A 22509-nucleotide genomic window follows, 5' to 3' on the forward strand; every position below is an offset into this window, starting at 1 on the left:
CCGGGCCGAGAACCGCTCCAGGAGCGCGCGAGGCTAAACAAACGCGTCGGCATCGGCTATTTGGAGCAGGATGCTCATTCCTTTCCTCGGTGAAAAACCGTTCTTCGACGACAAGAATCACGCCTTCTGGGTACTCCAGTCGGCCGGCTGGACCGGTTATTTCGTGCTACGCTCCCTGGGCGGGCTGGCGAACAATATGGGCCTGCTGTTCGTCGTGCCCACCGCGCTGACCACCGCAACCGGCTATTCGCTCACGCTGTTGATGGCGTCGGCCTTCCGCCGGCTGATCAAGCTGAAGCCGATAGTAACCTGGACGGTTTCGATCCTGATCCTGGTGGTCGCGGCTGCGATTTTCTCGTCGATCGAGACCTGGGCGCACGCCACTTTCTACCGCCCGCAGGAAATGCCCGAGGGCATCCAGTTCTTCGGCGCGATCCTGCTCGATTTCTCGCTGCTCGCCGCCTGGTCGGCGCTCTATTACGGCATCAACTTCTACCTGCTGCTCGAACAGCAGAGCGACCGGGTGGTGCGGCTCGAGAGCCAGGCGTCTTCGGCGCAGCTGGCGATGCTGCGCTACCAGCTCAACCCCCATTTCCTGTTCAACACGCTGAACTCGATCTCCACGCTGGTGCTGCTCAAGGAAACCCAGCGCGCCAATGCGATGCTGTCGCGGCTCTCCTCCTTTCTGCGCTACACCCTCGCCAACGAGCCCGAGGGCACGGTGAGCCTGACCCAGGAGGTCGAGACGCTCAAGCTGTACCTCGAAATCGAGAAGATGCGCTTCGAGGACCGGCTGCGAGCGCATTTCGAGATCGATCCGGCGGCATCGGAGGTCCGGCTGCCGTCGCTGCTGCTTCAGCCGCTCGTCGAAAACGCCATAAAATATGCGGTGACGCCGCTCGAGGAAGGGGCGGACATCAGCGTTCAGGCCCGGGTGATGGGGGGCGATCATGAGCGCCGTGTGATCATCACCGTATCCGATACCGGCCCGGGGTTGACCGACGGTGCTGCACGCCCCACCTATTCAACAGGCGTCGGTTTGGCGAACATTCGCGACAGACTGGCGCAGGCCTATGGCACCGATCAACGATTTGAGGTCCAGACTGGCCGGGACGAAGGCTTCGGTGTCCTGATCGACATCCCCTTCCAGACCGCGAAACAGCGCAAGGATTTTGAATGACCATCCGAACCATTCTCGTCGATGACGAGCCGCTGGCCATCCAGGGCCTTCAACTGAGGCTTGCCCCCCACGAGGATGTCGAAATCATCGAAACCTGCCTGAATGGCCGGGAGGCCATCCGGGCGATCAAGACCCACAAGCCGGACCTCGTGTTCCTGGACATCCAGATGCCGGGATTCGACGGCTTTTCGGTGATCCAGGGCTTGATGGAAGTCGAACCGCCGCTGTTCGTCTTCGTCACCGCTTATCAGGACCACGCGATCCGCGCCTTCGAGGCGCAGGCGATGGACTATCTGCTGAAGCCGGTCGACGAGCAGCGCCTCGCCGACACGCTCGACCGGGTCCGCCAGCGGCTCGCCGAGAAGCGTGGCGTCGAGGAAGCCGGCCGACTCAAGGAGGTGCTGGCCGAAGTCGCCCCCGACGCGGCCGACAATTTCGTCGACGGCGACGACGCCCCGGCCTCGAATCGTTTCGAGAAGCTGATCAACATCAAGGATCGCGGCCAGATATTCCGTGTGGACGTCGATACCATCGAGCGGATCGATGCGGCGGGCGACTATATGTGCATCTATACCGGCGACAACACGCTGATCCTGCGCGAGACGATGAAGGACCTCGAGAAGCGCCTCGATCCACGCCGCTTCCAGCGCGTCCACCGGTCGACGATCGTCAATCTGGACCTGGTCCGGCAGGTCAAGCCGCACACCAACGGCGAATGCTTCCTGGTGCTCGATTCGGGTGCGCAGGTGAAGGTCAGCCGCTCTTATCGCGAGGTTGTCGCCCGCTTCGTCCATTGACTTCTTCCTGTCTCCCCGGAACGGCGTGAAACAGGAGACGCCACCATGACCTTTCGCCCGCGCCGTACCGCACTCTACATGCCCGCATCGAATCTGCGCGCGATCGAGAAGGCGCGCAGCCTGCCGTGCGACGTGGTCATCCTCGATCTCGAGGATTCGGTGGCGCCCGAGGCGAAGGAGCAGGCCCGCGCCAATGCGGTCGACGCCGTCCGGGCTGGCGGTTTCGGCAGCCGCGAGCTGGTGATACGGGTCAATGCGATCGATACGCCTTGGGGCGCAGCCGATATCGCGGCGGCCGGCGCATCGGGGGTAGATGCGGTGCTGGCGCCCAAGGTGGGCGATCCCGAGACGGTGAGACGCTATCATGCTGCGATGGCGGCCGCGGATGCGGGGATGGGTTTCTGGGCCATGATCGAAAGCGTGCGGGCGATCTTTCGGCTCGAGCCGATCGCCGAGGCCATGGCGGCGCGGCCGGGCTGCTTCGTGCTCGGCACCAATGATCTCGCCAAGGAGATGGGTGCCCGCCTCACCGTCGAGCGCACCCCCTTTCTGGGGATGATGGCGCAGGCCGTGGCGGCGGCGAAGGGTTACGGCCTCGCCGCGCTCGACAGCGTCTATAATGCTTTCGACGACGATGCGGGGCTGGAGCGGCAGTGCGCCGAGGCGAGGGACTATGGCTTCGACGGCAAGACGGTGATCCATCCGCGCCAGATCGACATCGCAAACCGCCTGTTCAGCCCTTCGGAGCAGGAGATCGCCTGGGCGGAGGCGGCAGTCGCCGGCTTCGACGATCCGGAAAACCGGTCGAAGGGCGCTATCCGCGTTGGCGGAGAAATGGTGGAGCGGCTGCACCTTGATCGGGCGCACGCCATTCTCGCGATGACGGCCGACCGGCTAGGCTAGGGCCAGAGCCGCTCAGCGTAAAGGCCGTAAATGTGCGACTTTGAGCACTTAATCAGCGATGCTACGCGTGCAGGGTAATTACCGCTGACACCCGGAAGGGAAGGACAGGCTGACGCGGGCCCAGAACTTCATGCATCGCGTGCAGGCGCGATTGGCTGTCGATCGCACGACCGTCGGCCTTTCGATGCTGCTTGCCGCCGTCGCCATAGGGGCGGTCGTCGAGGCGATATCCGTGTCGGGTCCTCCGGAAGCCGCAGCGCATCGTGCGTTGGTCGGGGTGCTTGTCGTGGCAGGCGGATCGGCGGCGGCTGCGCTGACCTGGCTGTGGCGGACGCGGCCCGGTGCCCGGCTGCTGCTGGCGCGCCGGGAACTGGTGCAGGCGGTGGAATTCGCGGCGGTGATGGTGGTCGACGAGCAGGACGTGATCCGGCACTGGTCGCGGGGATGCGAGGAGCTCTTCGGCTGGAGCGCCGAGGAAGCGGAGGGCCAATCCCCCCGGGTGCTGCTGAACAGCCGGACTGTCGAGGAGGAGTCGGAACTCTGGCGACAGCTCAGAAGAGAGGGGCGCTGCGACCTCGACGCGGTCCACCGCCATCGCGACGGACGCGAGCTCATCATCCATCATGCCGTCAAGTTGTTCGACCATCCCGACGGCCGCTTTTCGGCCGTGAACGCGCTGACCGACGTGACCGAATGGCGCCGGGCGGAAGCCGCATTGCGGCTCAGCGAGGCACGGCTCGCCACCGCCGTCTCGGTCCAGGGAATCTTCATCTATGAGATCGACCTGATCACGGGGGAGACGATCTGGACGACCGATGGCGCGTTTTTCGGAGGGGCGTCGAATTCGCATCGCGGACCCGGCGAGAGTTTCCTGTGGGGCGCGGAGAGCAACGCGCTGGTTCGTGAGATCGTCGACGATGCGATCGCAGGAGGCCAGGATCGTGCCCATTTCGACTTCGAATTTCCTTATCCCGATGGCAGCCAGCGACTCGCCGAAGGCTGGGCGCGAATCATTCGCGATGACGACGGCCGGGCGGTGCGGCTGCTCGGCACCCACCTCGACGTGACCGAGCGCCGTGCGCGCGAGCGGGCGCTGCGCGCCGGCGAGGCCGAGCGGCGCGCGATCCTGGCAACAGTGCCCGATGCGATGTTCGTGTGCAGCGAGCACGGCGTGATCCGTGCCTGCAGCACGACGGCCTGCCAGTTGTTCGGCTATCAGGAAGCCAAGTTGCTCGGCCGCAACCTGCTTGACCTGATCGAAGACGGACGAGGCGACGAGACCATGTGCTGCGAGATGCTCCATGCCGTGAACGAGGACGGCGAAGCGGTCTGGCCGCGGCCCCTCAACGTCCGTCGCGCCGATGGCGAGCTCGTTCCGACTTCGTTCCTGATCGGTGACGCGACGGTGGAGGGAACCCGCATGTACGTCATCATCGGGCGGGACATGCGGGCTACGATCGCTTCGGAGGAGCGGTTTCACCGCCTCAGCAACGATCTCGCCCAGGTTTCCCGTCTGGGCATGATGGGTGAGATGGCGGCCGCGCTCGCCCATGAACTCAGCCAGCCACTCTCGGCAATCGTCAATTTCCTGGGGGCTGCCGACCTGATGCTCGATGCCGACCCCCGTGCCGATGTGCAGCGCCTGCGCAGCGCGCTCAGTTCAGCCGGCGGCCAGGCGGCGCGCGCGGGCGAGATCATCCGGCGTTTGCGCGCCTTCATCCTGCGGGGAGAGGCAGACATGCGCGCCGAGCGGCTGGCCAGCCTGGTGCGGGAGGCGGCAACACTGGCGCTGTTCAATACAAGCAGCTTTGGCGTCCGCCTCTCCTACGACTTCGAGCATGAGCATCGGCTGGTGCTGGGCGATCGTATCCAGATCCAGCAGGTGCTCGTCAATTTGATAAGAAATGCCGCCGATGCGATGGCGGCGCATGGCGGCGAGCGACGCGACCTGACGATTTCCACGACAATGGCGAGAGACAATCTGATCGAGATAGTGGTGCGCGATTCGGGACCGGGCATCGCCCCGGAGATGCTCGAACGGCTGTTCAGCCCCTTTGCAACCACCAAGCGCGAAGGGCTCGGCTTCGGCCTCGCCATTTCGCGCCGGATCGTCGAGGCGCATGGCGGCCAGTTGTCCGCCGAGCCCGCACCGGACGGTGGTGCGATCTTTCGCTTCACCTTGCCGGTGATGGAGGAGGTGCCGGCATGATGGCGCGTCATATCTACATCGTCGACGACGACGACGCCCTCCGCCACTCGGTCGAGGTGCTGCTCGATGTCGCCGGCGGCTTCGCGACCGCCTCCTTTGCGTCGGGGGAGGCCTTCCTCGATCGCGTTCCCTATGTCGAGGCCGGCTGCGTACTGCTCGATCTCAACATGCCGGGGCTCGACGGGCTCGAGGTCCTGCGCCGGCTGCAGCAGATCGACGACCGGTTCGAGACCATCCTGCTGACGGGCCAGGGCGATATCGGGGTGGCGGTCGAGGCGATGAAGGCGGGCGCGATGGATTTCATCGAGAAGCCGTATGACAATCGCATGCTCCTTACGGCGCTAGACAATGGCTTCGCCCGGATCGAGGACCGTGAGCGGGAAGCGAATGCGATCCAGGAGGCGCGGGAGCATATCGAGCGGCTCACGCCGCGCGAGCGCGACGTGCTGCTCGGCCTGATCGATGGCAAGGCCAATAAGATCATCGCCTATGAACTCGATATTTCGCCGCGAACCGTCGAGATCTACCGGGCGAACCTGATGGACAAGCTTGGCGTGCGCAGCGTCGCGGAAGCGGTTCGCATTGCCTTTGCGGCGGGGCTGGTGCCGGTTTTCCGCCGCTGACGATCGGTCTCGCGCCGCAGAAATGGCGGCGGAACAAAGGGTCCGACTTGCTGTTGGGGCATCCAGGGCTTGCCAACTGCTCGCTGCGCCGCAACATCGTTCCATCCGCCGTTTCTGGAGACCATGCGCTTCATGTCTTCTTCGTCAAAACCCTTCGCTGTTCTCGTCACCGGCGGTGCCGGTTATATCGGCAGCCATGCCGTGCTCGCGCTGCTCGATGCGGGGTGGCGGGTGTCGGTCATCGACAATCTCGTCACCGGCTTCCAATGGGCCGTCGATCCCCGCGCACGCTTCCACGAAGGCGACATCGCCGACGAGACACTGCTGGCCCGCATTATCGCCGAAGACCGCATCGGCGCGATCCTGCATTTCGCGGGATCTGTGGTGGTGCCCGAATCGGTCGAGGACCCGCTCAAATATTACCACAACAACACTGCCAACAGCCGCTCGCTGATCGACAGCGCGGTGCGCGGCGGGGTACGCCATTTCATCTTCTCGTCGACCGCGGCGACCTATGGCATCCCCGACGAGATTCCGGTGCGCGAGGATATGCCGACCTCGCCGATCAACCCCTATGGCATGTCCAAGCTGATGACCGAGGTGATGCTGCGCGATGTCGCCGCCGCCCATCCGATCAACTATTGTGCGCTGCGCTATTTCAATGTCGCCGGCGCCGATCCGCAGGGCCGCACCGGCCAGTCCACCGCAGGCGCCACGCACCTGATCAAGGTCGCGGTCGAAGCGGCGACCGGCAAGCGCGCGGAGGTGGCGATCTTCGGCACCGACTATGCGACGCCCGACGGCACCGGGGTGCGTGACTATATCCATGTCTCCGATCTGGCCGACGCGCATCTCCACGCGCTCGACACGCTGATTGCCGCACCGGATAGCAGCCACGTGATGAACTGCGGCTATGGCCGCGGCTTTTCCGTGCTTGAAGTGCTCGATTCGGTCGATCGTGTGACCAACCAGACCATCGTCCGTCGCATGGAACCGCGCCGCGCCGGCGATCCCGATGCGCTCGTCGCCGACAACGGCAGGATTCTGGCGACGACTCCATGGCGGCCGAAACTCGACGACCTCGACACCATCGTGGCGCACGCGCTGGCATGGGAGCGCAAGCTGGCGGAGCGTTAGGGAAATGAGCCCTCAAAAGCCGGACGCAGGCATACGCCCCGCTTGGCTTTGCACTAATAAGGCGCGGCTGCCATTCGGCAGCTTCCGGATACGCCCGATCCGAACGACGCGTCAGAATTCCGCGTCAAGCTCCTCGACTTCCTCCGGCTCGGCCAACGCCGCCTTGGTCCATTCCCGCATCAGCGGCCACTCGCCGATCGTGGCGCAATAGCTCCGGCAGACGGGATCGAGCGGGATTGCATAAGAGATGAAGCGGGTGGCGACCGGCGCGAACATCGCGTCGGCGACGCAGGGCTTATTGCCGAACAGCCAGGGTCCGCCATAGCGCTGGATGCAGTCCCGCCAGATCGCCTGGATCCGCTCGATATCGGGGCGCGCGCCGGCGAACAGGCGGAAGCTGTCGTGGCGCGCCCGCAGGTTCATGGGCAAGGCGGAGCGAAGATTCTGGAATCCCGAGTGGATTTCTCCGGAGACCGAGCGGCAGTGGGCGCGGGCAAGCTTGTCCGCCGGATACAGGCCTGCGTCGGGAAAGCTCTCATGGAGATATTCGGCGATCGCCAGCGTGTCCCATATGCTGGCCCCTTCATGGGTCAGCCGCGGCACCAGCACGGAGGGCGAGAGCAGCAGCAGTTCGGCGCGTTGCCCGGGCGCGTCGATCGGCACGGCTTCCTCAACGAGTTCGAGGCCCGCCAGCTTGCACAGAAGCCAGCCGCGCAGCGACCAGGATGAGTAGTTTCGGCTCGAAATCGTCAGGATCGCTTCGGGCATCGATGTCCCCCTTCGGCACGATCATGACATTAATTCATTGAAAGCGTCAAAATTTTATGGCGGTGCAGCATAAGGTCGTTAACGTATGTAAGTTGAGCAGATGGCCTACTGCTGCTCGGGGGACAATGCGGTCATGCTGTACCAGTTTTACCAGACCATGACCGACATGAGCGAGCCGTTCCGCATGTTCGCAAGCGCGGGGCTCAGCGCCCGGCCGCTGTTCGGGCAGTTGGGCAAGCAGCCGCTCGCCAACAGCATGTTCGCGGCGCTCGATATGGTCGCTCACACCAAGCTCATCGCCGAGCGGCCGGCCTATCGAATTCACACTGCGCTGTCAGGTAACAGCGAGGTGGCGGTGCGCGAGGAACTGATCGCCGCTACGCCGTTCGCCGACCTGCTCCATTTCGCCAAGGATGAAGCTTCGGTCGTCCAGCCCAAGATCCTGCTGGTCGCGCCGATCTCCGGCCACTTCGCGACCTTGCTTCGCAACACGGTGCAGACCCTGCTGCGCGACCATGACGTCTATATCACCGACTGGAAGAACGCTCGCGACATACCACTAGCCGCCGGCCGCTTCGGGTTCGACGATTATGTCGATCACGTCATCCACTTCCTCGAGCAGATCGGCCCACCCGTCCACATGGTCGCAGTGTGCCAGCCCTGTGTGCCGGCGCTTGCCGCCGTCGCGCTGATGTCGAAGAGGGATAACCCGGCAACGCCGCTCAGCCTGACCCTGATGGGTGGGCCGGTCGACGTGCGGATCAATCCCACGGTGGTGAATGATCTGGCCAATCAGCATGATTTCGAATGGTTCGAGCAGAATGTCATCTCCTCGGTGCCGTGGCGCTATGATGGGCGAGCGCGGCGGGTCTATCCGGGTTTCCTCCAGCTGACCGCCTTCATGGCGATGAACGCGGCGCGCCACCAGGAACAGCACCGTGCGCTCTACCAGCATCTGGCCGACGGCGAGGAGGAGCAGGCCAGGATGATCCGCGATTTCTACGACGAATATTTCGCGGTGCTCGACCTGACCGCCGAATTCTATCTCGAGACGATCGACCGGGTGTTCCAGCGCGCGTTGCTGGCCAAGGGCGAACTGGACTATCGCGGAGAGCGGGTCGACTGCGCCGCCATCAAGCGCACCGCGCTGCTCACCGTCGAAGGCGAACGCGACGATATCTGCGCGGTTGGACAGACCGCGGCGGCGCATGATCTGTGCTCGGGACTGAGGCCGCACATGAAGCGCCACTATCTCCAGGCCGGCGTCGGCCATTATGGCGTGTTCAGCGGGCGCAAGTGGGACAATCAGATCTACCCGCAAGTCAGGAACTTCATCCTCGGCGCGAGCTGAGTTCCCCGATCCAGACGCCATTCCCCACGCCCGCCCGCTTCCCCTCAAGAACCGGCAAAAAAAGGGGCCGGTCCACTGGGGGCCGGCCCTTAAAGTTTTAGGAGAGGATGCCTGAAAGGCCCATTCTTTGTGCAAGTGCGAACAAAAAAACGCAAGGGGAAAAACGACGTCTCGCATGAAAAAATATCAACGCATTGAGAACGAACGATATTTTATATTCAGCTGTGTAAGCCCGCTGCAACTGCGTTCTGTCTCTCTCGCACTTGCAAGATCGATTATGTGATGGATTGCCAGAGTCGGCCCCGAGGACCAAGCTGGCAGCTTGGCGGCGAGGGATAAGGAAATGTCGGAAAACCGCGGAATCGGCGTGGGTGCCCGCGAACTGACCCTGCGCGGGCTGCTGCTCGGTGCGCTGATCACCATCGTCTTCACCTCGGCCAACGTCTATCTGGGACTTAAGGTCGGCCTCACCTTCGCGACGTCGATTCCCGCTGCGGTGATCTCCATGGCGATCCTGCGACTCGTGCGCACCAGCAACATCTTCGAAAACAACATCGTGCAGACGGTGGCGTCGGCGGCGGGCTGCATAGCCTCGATCATCTTCGTGCTGCCGGGCCTCGTCATGGTCGGCTGGTGGCAGGGCTTCCCCTTCTGGCAGAGCTTCCTGCTGTGCGCGTCGGGCGGGATGATGGGCGTGGTGCTGTCGGTGCCGCTGCGCCGGGCACTGGTGACCGGATCGGACCTGCCCTATCCCGAGGGCGTTGCTGCCGCGGAAGTGCTGCGCGTCGGCACCGGGACGCGCGAGGGGGCCGCCGAAGCGGGGGCGGGGCTCAGGATCATCCTCGCGGGCTCGGTCGCCTCGATGGGGTTCGCGCTGCTTGCGGCAACCCGTCTGGTGGCCGCCGAGGCATCGACCTGGTTTCGCATCGGCACCAGCTATGCCGCCACCGGGTTGTGGACGTCGTTGTCCTTCGCGCTGCTTGGCGCGGGACATCTGGTCGGACTGTCGGTGGGGCTGGCGATGGGGCTCGGCCTGGTCATCGCCTTCGGCATCGCGACGCCGATCCTGAGCGCGCTGGCGGCGATGCCCGGACCGGCCGAGGCGGCGGCCTTGTCGGTGTTCGGCAGCGACGTGCGCTTCCTGGGCGCGGGCGTGATCGGTGCCGCGGCGATCTGGACGATGGGCAAGCTGGCGCGTCCGCTATGGCGCGGCATGGCCGGCGCGATGGCGGCCTCGAAGGCGCGCAAGGCGTCCGCCGAACTGCTGCCGGTCGAGGAACGCGACATCCCGGTCGGATGGCTTGCGCTGATCGTCGTGGCGATGGCGCCGCCGATCATCGGTCTGCTGTGGTATTTCGCCGGCGAAGGCCCGCTCGCCGGTTTCGCGCTGCCGCTGTCGCTCGGCTTCTATGTCTATGTGCTGGCGATGGGGGCGTTCGTGGCCGCGATCTGCGGTTACATGGCCGGCCTGATCGGATCGTCGAACAGTCCGGTATCGGGGTTGGGGATCCTCGCGGTGCTGGGATCGGCGCTGCTGCTGGCGGTGGCGGTCAAGCCGCTCGCCGGCTCGGGCGCGGGGCCGCAGCTGGTCGCCTTCGCGCTGTTCGTCACCGGGCTGGTGCTCGCCTGCGCGGTGATCGCCAACGACAATCTCCAGGATCTCAAGACCGGGCAATTGATCGGCGCCACGCCGTGGAAGCAGCAGGTCGCGCTGATGGTCGGCGTGCTGGCCGGATCTGCGGTGATCCCGCCGATTCTCGACCTGCTCAACGCCGCCTATGGTTTCGCGCCACTGCCGGGCACCGGCCTGCCGACGCCCCAGGCGCCGCTGCCCGCCCCGCAGGCGACGCTGATCGCGACGCTGGCGCGCGGCATATTGGGCGAGGGGCTCGACTGGCGGATGATCTTCATAGGGGCCGGGGTCGGACTGCTGCTGGTCGCGCTCGATGCCTGGCTGGGTCGGCGCGGCTGGCTGCGGCTGCCGCCACTCGCGGTCGGCATCGGCATCTACCTGCCGATGTCGGCGACGCTGCCGGTCGTGATCGGTGCGGTGATCGGCTATTATTACGATCGCCGCCGCCCCGATCCGGTATCGCAGCGCATGGGCGTGCTGCTCGCCTCGGGCTTCATCGTCGGCGAGAGCCTGTTCGGCGTGCTGCTCGCAGGCCTTATCGTCGCGACCGGCAGCGGAGCCCCGCTCGCGCTGATCGGCGAAGGGCATGAGGGCGCGGCGATGGCGGCCGGCACCGCGCTGGTGATCGCAATGCTGGTCTGGCTGTACCGCTGGACGGCCAGGACGGCGGCCGAGGTCGGATAGCCGTCGCCGGGCGAGATTGCCAATTCGGCCCGGTGCCGCTATGGCCCGCGCCGGCTCTTTCAAATCCTCATCTCCAGGTGACACCCATGAAGATCAGCGGCGTGGACATCCGTCCCGGCAATATCATCGAATATGAAGGCGGCATCTGGCGCGCGGTCAAGATCCAGCACACCCAGCCCGGCAAGGGCGGCGCCTATATGCAGGTCGAGCTGAAGAACCTGATCGACGGACGCAAGAACAATGTCCGTTTCCGCTCGGCCGAGAGCGTCGAGCGTGTCCGCCTCGACACCACCGATTTCCAGTTCCTGTTCGCCGATGGCGAGTCCCTGACCTTCATGGACAAGGCGACCTACGAGCAGATCACCCTGCCGCGCGACCTGCTGGGCGATGCCGCCGCCTTCCTGCAGGACGGCATGGACGTGGTGATGGAGCTTTACGACGAGCGCCCGATCTCGGTGCAGCTGCCCGATACCGTCGAGGCGACCGTGGTCGAGGCCGACGCCGTGGTGAAGGGCCAGACCGCATCGTCGAGCTACAAGCCCGCGATCCTCGACAATGGCGTGCGCGTCATGGTGCCGCCGTTCATCGGCTCGGGCACCCGGATCGTCGTCGACGTCTACAGCCAGGAATATGTCCGCCGCGCCGAATAATCAGCGTCGAACGAAGCCGTTCGTCCCGAGCGTAGTCGAGGGACGTTGGCAGGCAGAACGTGTCTCGACTTCGCTCGACACGAACGGAGATGTACTTTGGTAGCCCATTCAGGTCTCATCACCGTCATGGACCGCGCGGCGCGCAAGGCTGCGCCGCGGCTGCGGCGCGACTTCAACGAGGTCCAGCAACTCCAGGTGAGCCGCAAGGGGCCCGCGGACTTCGTGTCGATGGCCGACCGGCGCGCCGAGGAGACCCTCTATGAGGAGCTCAAGCGGGCCCGGCCCGACTGGGGTTTCGTGATGGAGGAGGCCGGCATCGTCGAAGGCGATCCGTCGAAGCCGCGCTGGATCGTCGATCCGCTCGACGGCACCTCGAACTTCCTCCACGGCCTGCCCCACTTCGCGATCTCGATCGCGGTGGAGGAGCCGCGCACCGGCCAGGTTCGCGGCGAGGTGACGCAGGGGCTGATCTACCAGCCGCTCACCGACGAGAGCTTCTGGGCCGAAAAGGGCCGCGGCGCCTGGTTGCAGGACCGCCGGCTGCGCGTGTCGGCGCGGCGCGACCTCAGCGAGGCGCTGGTCGCGACCGGCATTCCCTTCCTCGGCCATGGCGATATCCGCGAATGGACCTCGATCTTCGCTTCGGTCGCGCCGGAAGTGGCGGGCATCCGCCGTTTCGGCTCGGCGGCGCTCGATCTCGCCTGGGTCGCGGCGGGGCGCTACGACGCCTTCTGGGAGGCAGACCTGCAGATCTGGGACGTGGCGGCGGGAATATTGCTGGTGCGCGAGGCCGGCGGTTTCGTCAGCGATTTCCGCGGCGGCGATCGGATGCACGAACGCAACGAATATCTCGCGACCAATGACGGGCTTGCGACCAAGCTGCACAAGCTGGTGGCGCAGGGGGTGAAGGGGCTTTGATCCGCTAATTTCGTCCTCCCAACCAAGGATGGAAGGACGAGGCAGATGGACGCCCGGGAAGCCCCGGCTGTTTGCGATTCATTCTCACCGGCGCGCCGTCTTGCTTAGCAGGTGCAGCGGGCCTAAACGTCCCGCGAAAGGCCGGATTCCCGGCCCGTTGCTCGGAGCTTCCTTCATGGCGACAGTCGCCGCCGGATATTTGCCGATCCTGCTGTTTCTGGGCGTGGCGCTCGTCCTGTCGAGCGCCTTCGTTTTCCTGCCGATGGCGGTTGGCCGGCTGACGGGCGCGCACAAGCCGAACCCGGAGAAGCTCACTGAATATGAATGCGGCTTTCCCGCCTTCGAGGACAGCCGCGCCCAGTTCGACGTGCGCTTCTATCTCATCGCCATCCTGTTCATCGTCTTCGATCTCGAAGCCGCCTTCCTGTATCCCTGGGCGGTATCGCTCGGCGGTATCGGGTTCGTCGGCTGGCTGTCGATGATGATCTTCCTGGTCGAGTTGCTGATCGGCTACATCTACGCGTGGAAGAAGGGAGCGCTGGAATGGGAGTGATCCTCGATCCGGCTCGGAATCCGCACCCGACCGAGAATTCCGACATCAGCGTCGCGCCCGACGCCGACTATTTCAAGGCGCTTCAATCGGAGGTCAGCGACAAGGGCTTCCTCGTCACCTCGACCGAGGAGCTGTTCCAGTGGGCGCGCACCGGCTCGCTGTGGTGGATGACCTTCGGCCTCGCCTGCTGCGCGGTCGAGATGATCCACGTCAACATGCCGCGCTACGATCTCGAGCGCTTCGGCGCCGCGCCGCGCGCTTCACCGCGCCAGTCGGACGTGATGATCGTCGCCGGCACGCTGTGCAACAAGATGGCCCCCGCGCTGCGGCGGGTCTATGATCAGATGTCCGAGCCCAAATATGTGATCTCGATGGGCAGCTGCGCCAATGGCGGCGGCTATTATCACTATAGCTATTCAGTGGTGCGCGGCTGCGACCGGATCGTGCCGGTCGACATCTATGTCCCCGGCTGCCCACCGACCGCCGAGGCGCTGCTCTATGGCATCATGCAGCTGCAGCGGAAGATCCGCCGGGTCGGGACGCTCGAACGGTGAGGGGTTAACGATGGCCACGTCTCTCACCTTTCCCCGTTTCGCGTCGAATGACGGGATCGTCGAAGCCGCCACCGCCGCGCTGGGCGACCGGCTGCTCGGCGTGCGCATCTGCGTCGGCGAGATCGCGCTGCATGTGCGCCGCGACAGCATCGTGGACGTGCTCCGCACCCTGCGCGACGAGCTCGAATATCAGCAGCTGATGGAGATCGCCGGGGTCGACTATCCGGATCGACCCGAGCGGTTCGAAGTGGTCTATTGCCTGCTCAGCCTGACGAAGAACCATCGCATCCGCGTCCATGTCAGCACCGACGCGGAGACGCCGGTTCCGTCGGTGACCGGACTGTGGCCGGTCGCCGGCTGGCTCGAACGCGAAGTGTTCGACATGTATGGCGTGCTGTTCGACGGCAATCCCGACCTGCGGCGCATCCTCACCGACTATGGCTTTCGCGGCCATCCGCAGCGCAAGGATTTCCCGCTGACCGGCTATGTCGAGCTGCGCTATTCCGAAGTCCACAAGCGCGTGGTCTATGAGCCGGTCAAGCTGGCCCAGGATTTCCGCAGCTTCGACTTCATGAGTCCCTGGGAAGGGGCCGACTATATCCTGCCGGGCGACGAGAAGGTGTCGCCGACCCAGCCGGGCGCGCCGACGCCAGCGCCCGCACCGGCCAGCCCCGCGCCCTCGCCGGTCGCCGCCACGCCGCCGCCGGGAACGCCGAAGACAACCGACAGCGTCGCGCAGACGGGCGAGGGCAAGGCCGATCCCAAGGGCGACGGGGCGAAGAAATGATGGTGAACTCCTCCTCCGTCATTCCAGCGCAAGCTGGAATCCCCCTTTTCTTCAATCTCAGCGAAGGCAATGAGATCCCAGCTTTCGCTGGGATGACGCATTGCGACGGGATGGCGGCATGACCGATCTCCGCGCCTATCCGGAAGCGGGCACCAACGTGCCGCCGTCGCAGGGCGTCACCGACGCGCCGGCCTCGCCTGACGTCCAGATCCAGAACTACACGATCAACTTCGGTCCCCAGCATCCGGCCGCGCACGGCGTGCTGCGGATGGTGATGGAGCTCGACGGCGAGATCGTCGAGCGGGTCGATCCGCATGTCGGGCTGCTGCATCGCGGCACCGAGAAGCTGATCGAGTACAAGACCTATCTCCAGGCACTGCCCTATTTCGACCGGCTCGACTATTGCTCGCCGCTGGCGATGGAGCACAGCTATGTGCTGGCGATCGAGAAGCTGCTCCAGCTCGAAGTGCCGTTGCGCGCGCAATATCTGCGGGTGCTGTTCGCCGAGCTGACCCGCATCTGCAACCACATGCTCAACCTGGGCTCGCACGTCATGGACGTCGGCGCGATGACGCCGAACCTGTGGCTGTTCGAAGTCCGCGAGGATTGCCTCAACTTCTTCGAGCGCGCGTCGGGCGCGCGCATGCACGCCGCCTGGTTTCGCCCCGGCGGCGTCCATCAGGATGTGCCGCTCAAGCTGCTGACCGACATGGCCGACTGGCTCGACACCCGCCTGCCGCGGCTGTTCGAGGACGCGATCAGCCTTGTCGCGGACAACCGCATCTTCAAGCAGCGCAATGTCGACATCGGCACGGTGAGCCGCGACGATGCGATCGCCTGGGGCTTCTCCGGCCCGATGATCCGCGCCGCCGGCATCCCGTGGGACATCCGCAAGAGCCAGCCCTACGACGTCTATGACCGGATGGACTTCGAGATTCCGGTCGGCACGCGCGGCGACTGCTATGATCGTTTCATGGTCCGGGTCGAAGAAGTGCGGCAGTCGGCGCGCATCATGAGGCAGTGCCTGACCGAGATGCCCGAAGGTCCGATCGCCAGCCTCGACCGCAAGGTGGTGCCGCCGAAGCGCGGCGAGATGAAGCGCTCGATGGAAGCGCTGATCCACCATTTCAAACTGTACACCGAGGGCTTCCACGTTCCCGCCGGCGACGTCTATGTCGCGACCGAGAGCCCGAAGGGCGAGTTCGGCGTCTATCTGGTCTCCGACGGCAGCAACAAACCCTATCGCTGCAAGATCCGCCCGACCGGCTTCAGCCATCTCCAGGCGATGGACTTCATGATGAAGGGCCACATGCTCGCCGACACCACCGCGGTGCTGTCCGCCATCGACATCGTGTTCGGGGAGGTCGACCGCTAATGTCTGACGCAGCCTATATCCCGGACGAGGCCGAGACGCGCGCGCGCTGGGGCGGGTTCGCCTGGACGGCCGAGAATGCCGAACAGGCGCAGAAAATCATCGCGCGCTATCCGCCGGGGCGGCAGCAGTCGGCGGTGATGCCGCTGCTCGATCTGGCGCAGCGCCAGGTTGGCGCGGAGACGCAGACCCAGGGCTGGCTGCCGATCCCGGTGATGGAATATATCGGCAAGCAGCTCGGCATGGCCTATATCCGCGTGCTCGAGGTCGCCAGCTTCTACACCATGTATAATCTGGCGCCGGTCGGCCGCTATCATGTTCAGGTGTGCGGGACGACGCCGTGCATGCTGCGCGGCTCGGACGACGTGCTCGACGCCTGTTATAAGAAGGGCCTGAAGAAGGGCTCGACCACCGCGGACGGGCTGTTCACCTTGACCGAGGTCGAGTGCCTGGGCGCCTGCGCCAACGCGCCGATGGTCCAGATCAACGACGATAATTACGAAGACCTGACCTTCGAGACGACGACGGCGATCCTCGAGGCGCTGGCCAAGGGCGAGCAGCCCAGGATCGGCCCCCAGATCGAGCGCAAGACGAGCTGCCCCGAGGGCGGCCCGACCACGCTCAAGGAGATGGTGTCGGAGAACCACGACTATCGTGGACGCTGGGGAACGCCGGCATGAGCGCGCTGATCTCGATCATCGTTACGATCATCGTGGCGGTCATCCTCATCAAGCTGACCTTCAAGCTGCTCGGCATCGCCATCGCGCTGGCGATCGGCGTGGCGGTGTACTTGATCGCGTCGAAGCTGTTCGGGAAATCGGCATGATGGCGGCTCCTAATTTCGTCATTCCAGCGAAAGCTGGAATCTCCGTTTCCCTCACCGCCAATCGAGGCAGTGGGATCCCAGCTTTCGCTGGGATGACGCATCTTGTTCAGGGCAGCCGTCATGCTTGACGACAAGGATCGCATCTTCACCAATCTCTACGGCTTCCAGCCGTGGAGCCTCGAGGCCGCGCGCAAGCGGGGCGACTGGGACGACACCAGGGCGCTGATGGCGCGCGGGCAGGACCAGATCATCGAGGACATCAAGACCTCGGGCCTGCGCGGCCGCGGCGGGGCGGGCTTCCCGACCGGCATGAAGTGGAGCTTCATGCCCAAGGAGCCCAAGCCCGGCAAGCCGAGCTTCCTGGTGATCAACGCCGACGAATCCGAGCCGGGTTCGTGCAAGGACCGCGAGATCATCCGCCACGATCCGCACAAGCTGATCGAGGGCGCGCTGATTGCCGGCTTCGCGATGCGCGCGCGCGCGGCCTATATCTATATCCGCGGCGAATTCATCTACGAGGCGAAGGTCCTCTTCGCCGCCGTCGAGGAGGCTTATGCGGCCGGCCTGCTCGGCAAGAACGCTGCCGGATCGGGTTATGATTTCGACGTCTTCGTCCATCGCGGCGCGGGCGCCTATATCTGCGGCGAGGAAACCGCGCAGATCGAGAGCCTCGAAGGCAAGAAGGGCCAGCCGCGCCTTAAGCCGCCCTTTCCGGCCGGCGCGGGCCTCTATGGCTGTCCGACGACCGTCAACAATGTCGAATCGATCGCGGTGGCGCCGACCATCCTGCGACGCGGCGCAGAATGGTTCGCGGGCATCGGCCGCGCGGGCAACCAGGGCACCAAGCTGTTCCAGATCTCGGGCCATGTGAACAAGCCCTGCGTGGTCGAGGAAGCGATGGGCATCTCGTTCGAGGAGCTGATCGACAAGCATGCCGGCGGAATCCGCGGCGGCTGGGACAATCTTCTCGCGGTGATCCCCGGCGGTTCGTCGGTGCCGCTCGTGCCGGCGGCGCAGATCAAGGACGCGCCGATGGACTTCGACGGGCTCAAGGCGCTCGGCTCGGGCCTCGGCACCGCCGCCGTCATCGTCATGGACAAGTCGACCGACATCGTCCGCGCGATCAGCCGTCTGTCCTATTTCTATAAGCATGAGAGCTGCGGCCAGTGCACGCCGTGCCGCGAGGGCACCGGCTGGATGTGGCGGGTGATGGAGCGGCTGCGCACCGGCGACGCGGCGGTCGAGGAGATCGACATGCTGCTCGACGTCACCAAGCAGGTCGAGGGCCACACCATCTGCGCCCTGGGCGACGCCGCGGCCTGGCCGATCCAGGGCCTGCTGCGCCACTTCCGCCCGGAGGTGGAGCGCCGGATCGCCGAGAAGAGCGGCGCCTTTGCGGAGGCGGCGGAGTGAAGTTCATCTCGCCGTCACCGTCATCTGGTACGTCATCCCGGCGAAAGCCGGGACCCATATGCGCTGTCTTCAGGATGACAGCGGCGACCTTTCCGCACGGTACTATAAGCCCGTCCTCATGGGTCCCGGCCTTCGCCGGGATGACGGATGGGGCGGGGGAGCGGCGCGAATCCGAGCATCGAGACGGCAAGATCGTCCCACAGCGGATTGCCGCGTTCGATCAGCGCGATCTTCCAGTCGCGCTTCCATCCCTTGATGCGCTTCTCGCGGACGATGGCGTCACGAATGTCGTCATGGCTTTCGACGAAGACGAGGCGCTTGACACCATAGTCGCGGGTGAAGCCGGGAAGCAGGCCCGCGCGATGCTCGCCGACGCGTTTGCCGAGGTCGGAGGTCACGCCGGTATAGAGCGTGCCGTAGCGCTTGCTCGCAAGGATGTAGACATGGCCTCCCATCGGTCATCAGCCTATCAGATCACGACGGAATTCGCTCATGCCTAAGCTCACCGTAGACGGGATCGAAGTCGAAGTTCCGGTCGGCGCCACGGTGCTTCAGGCCTGCGAAGCCGCGGGCAAGGAGATACCACGCTTCTGCTATCATGAGCGGCTGTCGATCGCCGGCAATTGCCGGATGTGCCTGGTCGAGGTGAAGCCCGGCCCGCCCAAGCCGCAGGCTTCGTGCGCGCTGCCCGCCGCCGACAAGCAGGAGGTGTTCACCCAGACGCCGATGGTGAAGAAGGCGCGTGAGGGGGTGATGGAGTTCCTGCTCATCAACCACCCGCTCGATTGCCCGATCTGCGACCAGGGCGGCGAATGCGACCTGCAGGACCAGTCGATCGCCTATGGCAAGGGTGCGAGCCGCTTCCACGAGAACAAGCGCGCCGTCACCGACAAATATATGGGCCCGATCGTCAAGACGACGATGACCCGCTGCATCCAGTGCACCCGCTGCGTCCGCTTCGCCGAGGAGGTCTCCGGCATCGAGGAGATCGGCGCGATCTATCGCGGCGAGAATATGCAGATCACCTCCTATCTCGAGCAGGCGGTGACCAGCGAGCTTTCGGGCAATGTCGTCGACCTGTGCCCGGTCGGCGCGCTTACCAGCAAGCCCTATGCGTTCGAGGCGCGGCCGTGGGAGCTCAAGAAGACCCCCGGGATCGACGTGATGGACGCGGTCGGCACCAACGTCCGCTTCGACAGCCGCGGCCGGCAGGTGCTGCGCGTGCTGCCGCGGATCAACGAGGACGTGAACGAGGAATGGGCGTCGGACAAGACGCGCCACGCCATCGACGGCCTGGTCCGCCGCCGGCTCGACAAGCCCTATGTCCGCAAGGACGGCAAGCTGGTCGAGGCGAGCTGGCCCGAAGCCTTCGCCGCGATCAAGGCGGTCAAGGCAGGCTCGTCGGTCGCCGCGGTGGCCGGCGACCAGCTCGATTGCGAGACGATGTACGCCGCCAGGGCGCTGCTGGCGAAGATGGGCTCGACCTTGCTCGAAGGCCGCCAGACCGGCATGGACTATGATGTGTCGAACATCGCCGCGGTCAATTTCAACAGCACGATCGCGGGGATCGAGACGGCCGACGCGATCCTGATCGTCGGCTCGAACCTGCGCTGGGAAGCGCCGCTGATCAACACCCGCGTCCGCAAGGCGTTCAAGCGCGGGGCGAAGGTCTTCGCGGTCGGCGAGGAGGTGAACCTCACTTATCCGGCGACCTGGCTCGGCAATGACCTCGGCCTGCTCGGCAAGCTGCCCGGCGACGTCACCGATGCCTTCGCTGCTGCCCAGCGCCCGGCGCTGATTCTCGGCGGCGGCGGGCTCAAGGCCGGCGCCCAGGGCGCGACCTTGGCGCTGGCCGGCTCGCTCGGCCTGATCAAGCAGGGCTGGAACGGCTATAATGTCGTCCACCTCGCGGCCGCGCGCATGGGCGGGCTGATGCTCGGCTATGGCCAGCAGGGCGGCCTCGCCGACCTGGTCGCGGCGGCGCCCAAGCTGCTGTTCCTGCTCGGTGCCGACGACGTCGATGCGGCGAAGTTCGGCAACAGCTTCAAGGTCTATATCGGCCACCATGGCGATGCCGGCGCGGCCGCCGCCGACGTGATCCTGCCGGGCGCGGCCTATACCGAGAAGGCCGGCACCTATGTGAACACCGAAGGCCGGGTCCAGCGCAGCGACCGCGCCGTCTTCCCGCCCGGCGATGCCCGTGAGGACTGGGCGATCCTGCGCGCGCTGAGTGACGTGCTCGGCCACAGGCTGCCGTTCGACAGCTTCGACGCCCTGCGCGCCGCGATGGCGGCCGAGGTTCCGGCGCTCGGCGCCGAGGGACTCGCCGACTATGCCTGGGCGCCGCCGTCGCTCGCCGCCGATGCGTCGGGACCGGTCGGCTATCCGATCAAGGATTTCTACCTGACCAACCCGATCGCCCGCGCCAGCGATACGATGCAGCGCTGCTCGGCCGAACTGCTCCACGGCGAAAGCTTCGCGGAGGCGGCGGAATGACCGCGCTGTTCCAGAGCTGGGGGCTGCCGTTCGAATGGGCGTGGTTCACCTCGACGATCGTCGGCATCCTGGTCATCGCGCTGCCGCTGATGCTCGCGGTGGCGATGATCATCTATGCCGATCGCAAGATCTGGGCGGCGATGGCGCTGCGGCGCGGGCCGAACGTCGTCGGCCCCTGGGGCCTGCTGCAGAGCTTCGCCGATGGCGCCAAGGTGTTCCTCCAGGAGACCATCATTCCGTCGGCCGCGAACAAGGGCCTGTTCCTGCTCGCGCCGATCATCACCTTCACGGTGGCGCTGGTGGTGTGGGCGGTGATCCCCTTCTCGCCGGGCGTGGTGGTCGCCGACATCAATGTCGGCCTGCTCTATGTGCTCGCCGCCTCGTCGATCGGCGTCTATGGCGTGATCATCGCCGGCTGGGCCTCCAATTCCAAATATCCCTTCTATTCGGCGCTGCGCGCAGCCGCGCAGATGGTGTCCTATGAGGTATCGATCGGCTTCGTGCTGATCTCGGTGGTGCTGTGGACCGGCAGCTTCAACATGTCGGCGATCATCGAGGGCCAGCGCGCGCACATCTTCGGCTTCATCAACGGCTATGGCTTCAATCCGCTGCTGTTCCCGATGGCGGTGGTGTTCCTGATCTCGTCGATGGCGGAGACGGCACGCGCGCCGTTCGACCTGACCGAGGCGGAGAGCGAGCTCGTCGCCGGCTACCAGACCGAATATTCGTCGATGGCGTTCGCGCTCTACTGGCTCGGCGAATATGCCAATGTCATCCTGATGTGCGGGCTCAATGCGATCCTGTTCTGGGGCGGCTGGCTGCCCCCGGTCGACTGGGCGCCGCTCTACATGGTGCCCGGGATCATCTGGTTCTTCGCCAAGCTGATGTTCTTCTTCTTCGTCTTTTCGTGGGTGAAGGCGACGGTGCCGCGCTACCGCTACGACCAGCTGATGCGGCTGGGCTGGAAAGTCTTCCTGCCGCTGTCGCTGTTCTGGGTCGTCCTGGTCTCGGGCTGGCTCGAAGTCACCCGCTACGGAGTCTTCTGATGAGCGTCTCGCACATCATCAAGTCGTTCACGCTCTGGGAGTTCGTGAAGGCGCACTGGCTGACCTTGAAATATTTCTTCAAGGCCAAGGCGACGATCAACTATCCCTATGAAAAGAACCCGCTCAGCCCGCGCTTCCGCGGCGAGCATGTGCTGCGCCGCTATCCCAATGGCGAGGAGCGCTGCATCGCGTGCAAGCTGTGCGAGGCGGTGTGCCCGGCGCAGGCGATCACGATCGAATCCGAACCGCGCGAGGACGGCTCCCGCCGCACCACGCGCTACGATATCGATATGACCAAGTGCATCTTCTGCGGCTTCTGCCAGGAAGCCTGCCCGGTCGATGCGATCGTCGAAGGCCCGAACTTCGAATATTCGACCGAGACGCGCGAGGAGCTGATCTACGACAAGGCCAAGCTGCTCGCGAACGGCGACCGCTGGGAACCGGCGATCGCGGCCAACCTTGCCGCCGATGCGCCGTACCGGTAATGGCCGCCATCGCTCCACTATCTCCGCTCATCCTGAGCAGGGGCCGAGCTTGCCGAGGACCCGTGTCGAAGGATCTCCTTCGATACGCCATCTCGCCAGGCTCAATGGCTACTCAGGACGAGCG

At 65.1% G+C, this 22509-nt stretch carries 22 protein-coding genes; 20 read left to right on the forward strand and 2 right to left on the reverse strand.

The annotated features are described in order from the left end of the window. Window positions 1–70 precede the first annotated feature (70 nt). The 6 genes from AC1DPF_RS14350 (at window position 71) to galE (ending at window position 6849) form a co-directional block, all read left to right on the forward strand. On the forward strand, window positions 71–1180 hold the full coding sequence (locus AC1DPF_RS14350; RefSeq protein WP_477871530.1) for a sensor histidine kinase: 1110 nt from the start codon (window positions 71–73) through the stop codon (window positions 1178–1180). Continuing rightward, window positions 1177–1977, forward strand: coding sequence for a LytR/AlgR family response regulator transcription factor (locus tag AC1DPF_RS14355; RefSeq protein ID WP_477871532.1), 801 nt, complete (start codon window positions 1177–1179; stop codon window positions 1975–1977). The genes AC1DPF_RS14350 and AC1DPF_RS14355 overlap by 4 nt, the downstream gene beginning before the upstream one ends. Window positions 1978–2022: 45 nt before the next feature. Continuing rightward, entirely contained in the window at window positions 2023–2880 is an 858-nt protein-coding gene (locus tag AC1DPF_RS14360) for an HpcH/HpaI aldolase/citrate lyase family protein (RefSeq protein ID WP_477871534.1), read from the forward strand. Between the two features lie 130 nt (window positions 2881–3010). Beyond that, on the forward strand, window positions 3011–5089 hold the full coding sequence (locus tag AC1DPF_RS14365) for a PAS domain S-box protein (RefSeq protein ID WP_477962037.1): 2079 nt from the start codon (window positions 3011–3013) through the stop codon (window positions 5087–5089). Further along, a complete protein-coding gene (locus AC1DPF_RS14370; protein WP_477871538.1) occupies window positions 5086–5712 on the forward strand; it encodes a response regulator transcription factor in 627 nt (208 codons plus the stop codon). Before AC1DPF_RS14365 ends, AC1DPF_RS14370 begins: the two co-directional genes overlap by 4 nt. Before the next feature lie 123 nt (window positions 5713–5835). Continuing rightward, window positions 5836–6849, forward strand: a complete 1014-nt coding sequence (galE, locus tag AC1DPF_RS14375; RefSeq protein ID WP_477962039.1) for a UDP-glucose 4-epimerase GalE — start codon at window positions 5836–5838, stop codon at window positions 6847–6849. A 111-nt stretch (window positions 6850–6960) separates the two neighbouring features. On the opposite strand, the gene AC1DPF_RS14380 is transcribed toward galE, so the two are convergent. Then, window positions 6961–7617: a glutathione S-transferase gene (locus tag AC1DPF_RS14380; protein ID WP_477871542.1), complete on the reverse strand. Its 657-nt coding sequence runs from the start codon at window positions 7615–7617 to the stop codon at window positions 6961–6963. 133 nt (window positions 7618–7750) lie between these two features. Here AC1DPF_RS14380 and AC1DPF_RS14385 point away from each other — a divergent pair, with 133 nt between their 5' ends. The 11 genes from AC1DPF_RS14385 to nuoF all read left to right on the forward strand — a co-directional run bounded on the left by AC1DPF_RS14385 (window position 7751) and on the right by nuoF (window position 18358). Then, window positions 7751–8968 (forward strand): polyhydroxyalkanoate depolymerase, encoded by a 1218-nt coding sequence (locus AC1DPF_RS14385; RefSeq protein ID WP_477871544.1) that lies wholly within the window; start codon window positions 7751–7753, stop codon window positions 8966–8968. 343 nt (window positions 8969–9311) lie between these two features. After that, window positions 9312–11285: an OPT family oligopeptide transporter gene (locus AC1DPF_RS14390; protein ID WP_477962066.1), complete on the forward strand. Its 1974-nt coding sequence runs from the start codon at window positions 9312–9314 to the stop codon at window positions 11283–11285. Between the two features lie 86 nt (window positions 11286–11371). After that, the gene (gene efp / locus AC1DPF_RS14395) at window positions 11372–11935 is read left to right on the forward strand and encodes an elongation factor P (protein ID WP_477871546.1); all 564 of its coding nucleotides are present in this window, start codon (window positions 11372–11374) and stop codon (window positions 11933–11935) included. A 96-nt stretch (window positions 11936–12031) separates the two neighbouring features. Further along, window positions 12032–12853, forward strand: a complete 822-nt coding sequence (locus tag AC1DPF_RS14400) for an inositol monophosphatase family protein (protein WP_477871548.1) — start codon at window positions 12032–12034, stop codon at window positions 12851–12853. A gap of 175 nt (window positions 12854–13028) precedes the next feature. After that, on the forward strand, window positions 13029–13406 hold the full coding sequence (ndhC, locus tag AC1DPF_RS14405; protein WP_340316561.1) for an NADH-quinone oxidoreductase subunit A: 378 nt from the start codon (window positions 13029–13031) through the stop codon (window positions 13404–13406). Further along, window positions 13397–13960 (forward strand): NuoB/complex I 20 kDa subunit family protein, encoded by a 564-nt coding sequence (locus AC1DPF_RS14410; protein ID WP_477871551.1) that lies wholly within the window; start codon window positions 13397–13399, stop codon window positions 13958–13960. The genes ndhC and AC1DPF_RS14410 overlap by 10 nt, the downstream gene beginning before the upstream one ends. A gap of 10 nt (window positions 13961–13970) precedes the next feature. Next, window positions 13971–14747: an NADH-quinone oxidoreductase subunit C gene (locus AC1DPF_RS14415; RefSeq protein WP_477871553.1), complete on the forward strand. Its 777-nt coding sequence runs from the start codon at window positions 13971–13973 to the stop codon at window positions 14745–14747. Window positions 14748–14865: 118 nt separating this feature from the next. Beyond that, window positions 14866–16122 (forward strand): NADH-quinone oxidoreductase subunit D, encoded by a 1257-nt coding sequence (locus AC1DPF_RS14420; protein WP_477871555.1) that lies wholly within the window; start codon window positions 14866–14868, stop codon window positions 16120–16122. After that, complete coding sequence (locus AC1DPF_RS14425) at window positions 16122–16799, forward strand: complex I 24 kDa subunit family protein (RefSeq protein ID WP_477871557.1); 678 nt, start codon at window positions 16122–16124, stop codon at window positions 16797–16799. Before AC1DPF_RS14420 ends, AC1DPF_RS14425 begins: the two co-directional genes overlap by 1 nt. Continuing rightward, window positions 16796–16945 (forward strand): hypothetical protein, encoded by a 150-nt coding sequence (locus AC1DPF_RS14430; RefSeq protein WP_477871559.1) that lies wholly within the window; start codon window positions 16796–16798, stop codon window positions 16943–16945. Before AC1DPF_RS14425 ends, AC1DPF_RS14430 begins: the two co-directional genes overlap by 4 nt. A 120-nt stretch (window positions 16946–17065) precedes the next feature. Further along, on the forward strand, window positions 17066–18358 hold the full coding sequence (nuoF, locus tag AC1DPF_RS14435; protein WP_477962041.1) for an NADH-quinone oxidoreductase subunit NuoF: 1293 nt from the start codon (window positions 17066–17068) through the stop codon (window positions 18356–18358). Window positions 18359–18474: 116 nt separating this feature from the next. Here the strand turns inward: nuoF and AC1DPF_RS14440 are convergent, their stop codons facing one another. Next, window positions 18475–18813, reverse strand: a complete 339-nt coding sequence (locus AC1DPF_RS14440; protein WP_477962043.1) for a GIY-YIG nuclease family protein — start codon at window positions 18811–18813, stop codon at window positions 18475–18477. Window positions 18814–18850: 37 nt separating this feature from the next. Here AC1DPF_RS14440 and nuoG point away from each other — a divergent pair, with 37 nt between their 5' ends. Genes nuoG through nuoI form a run of 3 tightly spaced genes read left to right on the forward strand, consistent with a single transcriptional unit; the run spans window position 18851 to window position 22385 of the window. Continuing rightward, on the forward strand, window positions 18851–20854 hold the full coding sequence (gene nuoG / locus AC1DPF_RS14445; RefSeq protein WP_477962045.1) for an NADH-quinone oxidoreductase subunit NuoG: 2004 nt from the start codon (window positions 18851–18853) through the stop codon (window positions 20852–20854). Then, window positions 20851–21900 (forward strand): NADH-quinone oxidoreductase subunit NuoH, encoded by a 1050-nt coding sequence (nuoH, locus tag AC1DPF_RS14450; RefSeq protein WP_477871567.1) that lies wholly within the window; start codon window positions 20851–20853, stop codon window positions 21898–21900. The genes nuoG and nuoH overlap by 4 nt, the downstream gene beginning before the upstream one ends. Next, on the forward strand, window positions 21900–22385 hold the full coding sequence (gene nuoI, locus AC1DPF_RS14455; protein WP_477871569.1) for an NADH-quinone oxidoreductase subunit NuoI: 486 nt from the start codon (window positions 21900–21902) through the stop codon (window positions 22383–22385). The genes nuoH and nuoI overlap by 1 nt, the downstream gene beginning before the upstream one ends. Window positions 22386–22509: the final 124 nt, after the last annotated feature.

The organism is Rhizorhabdus sp. P4_G6, from assembly GCF_056401045.1.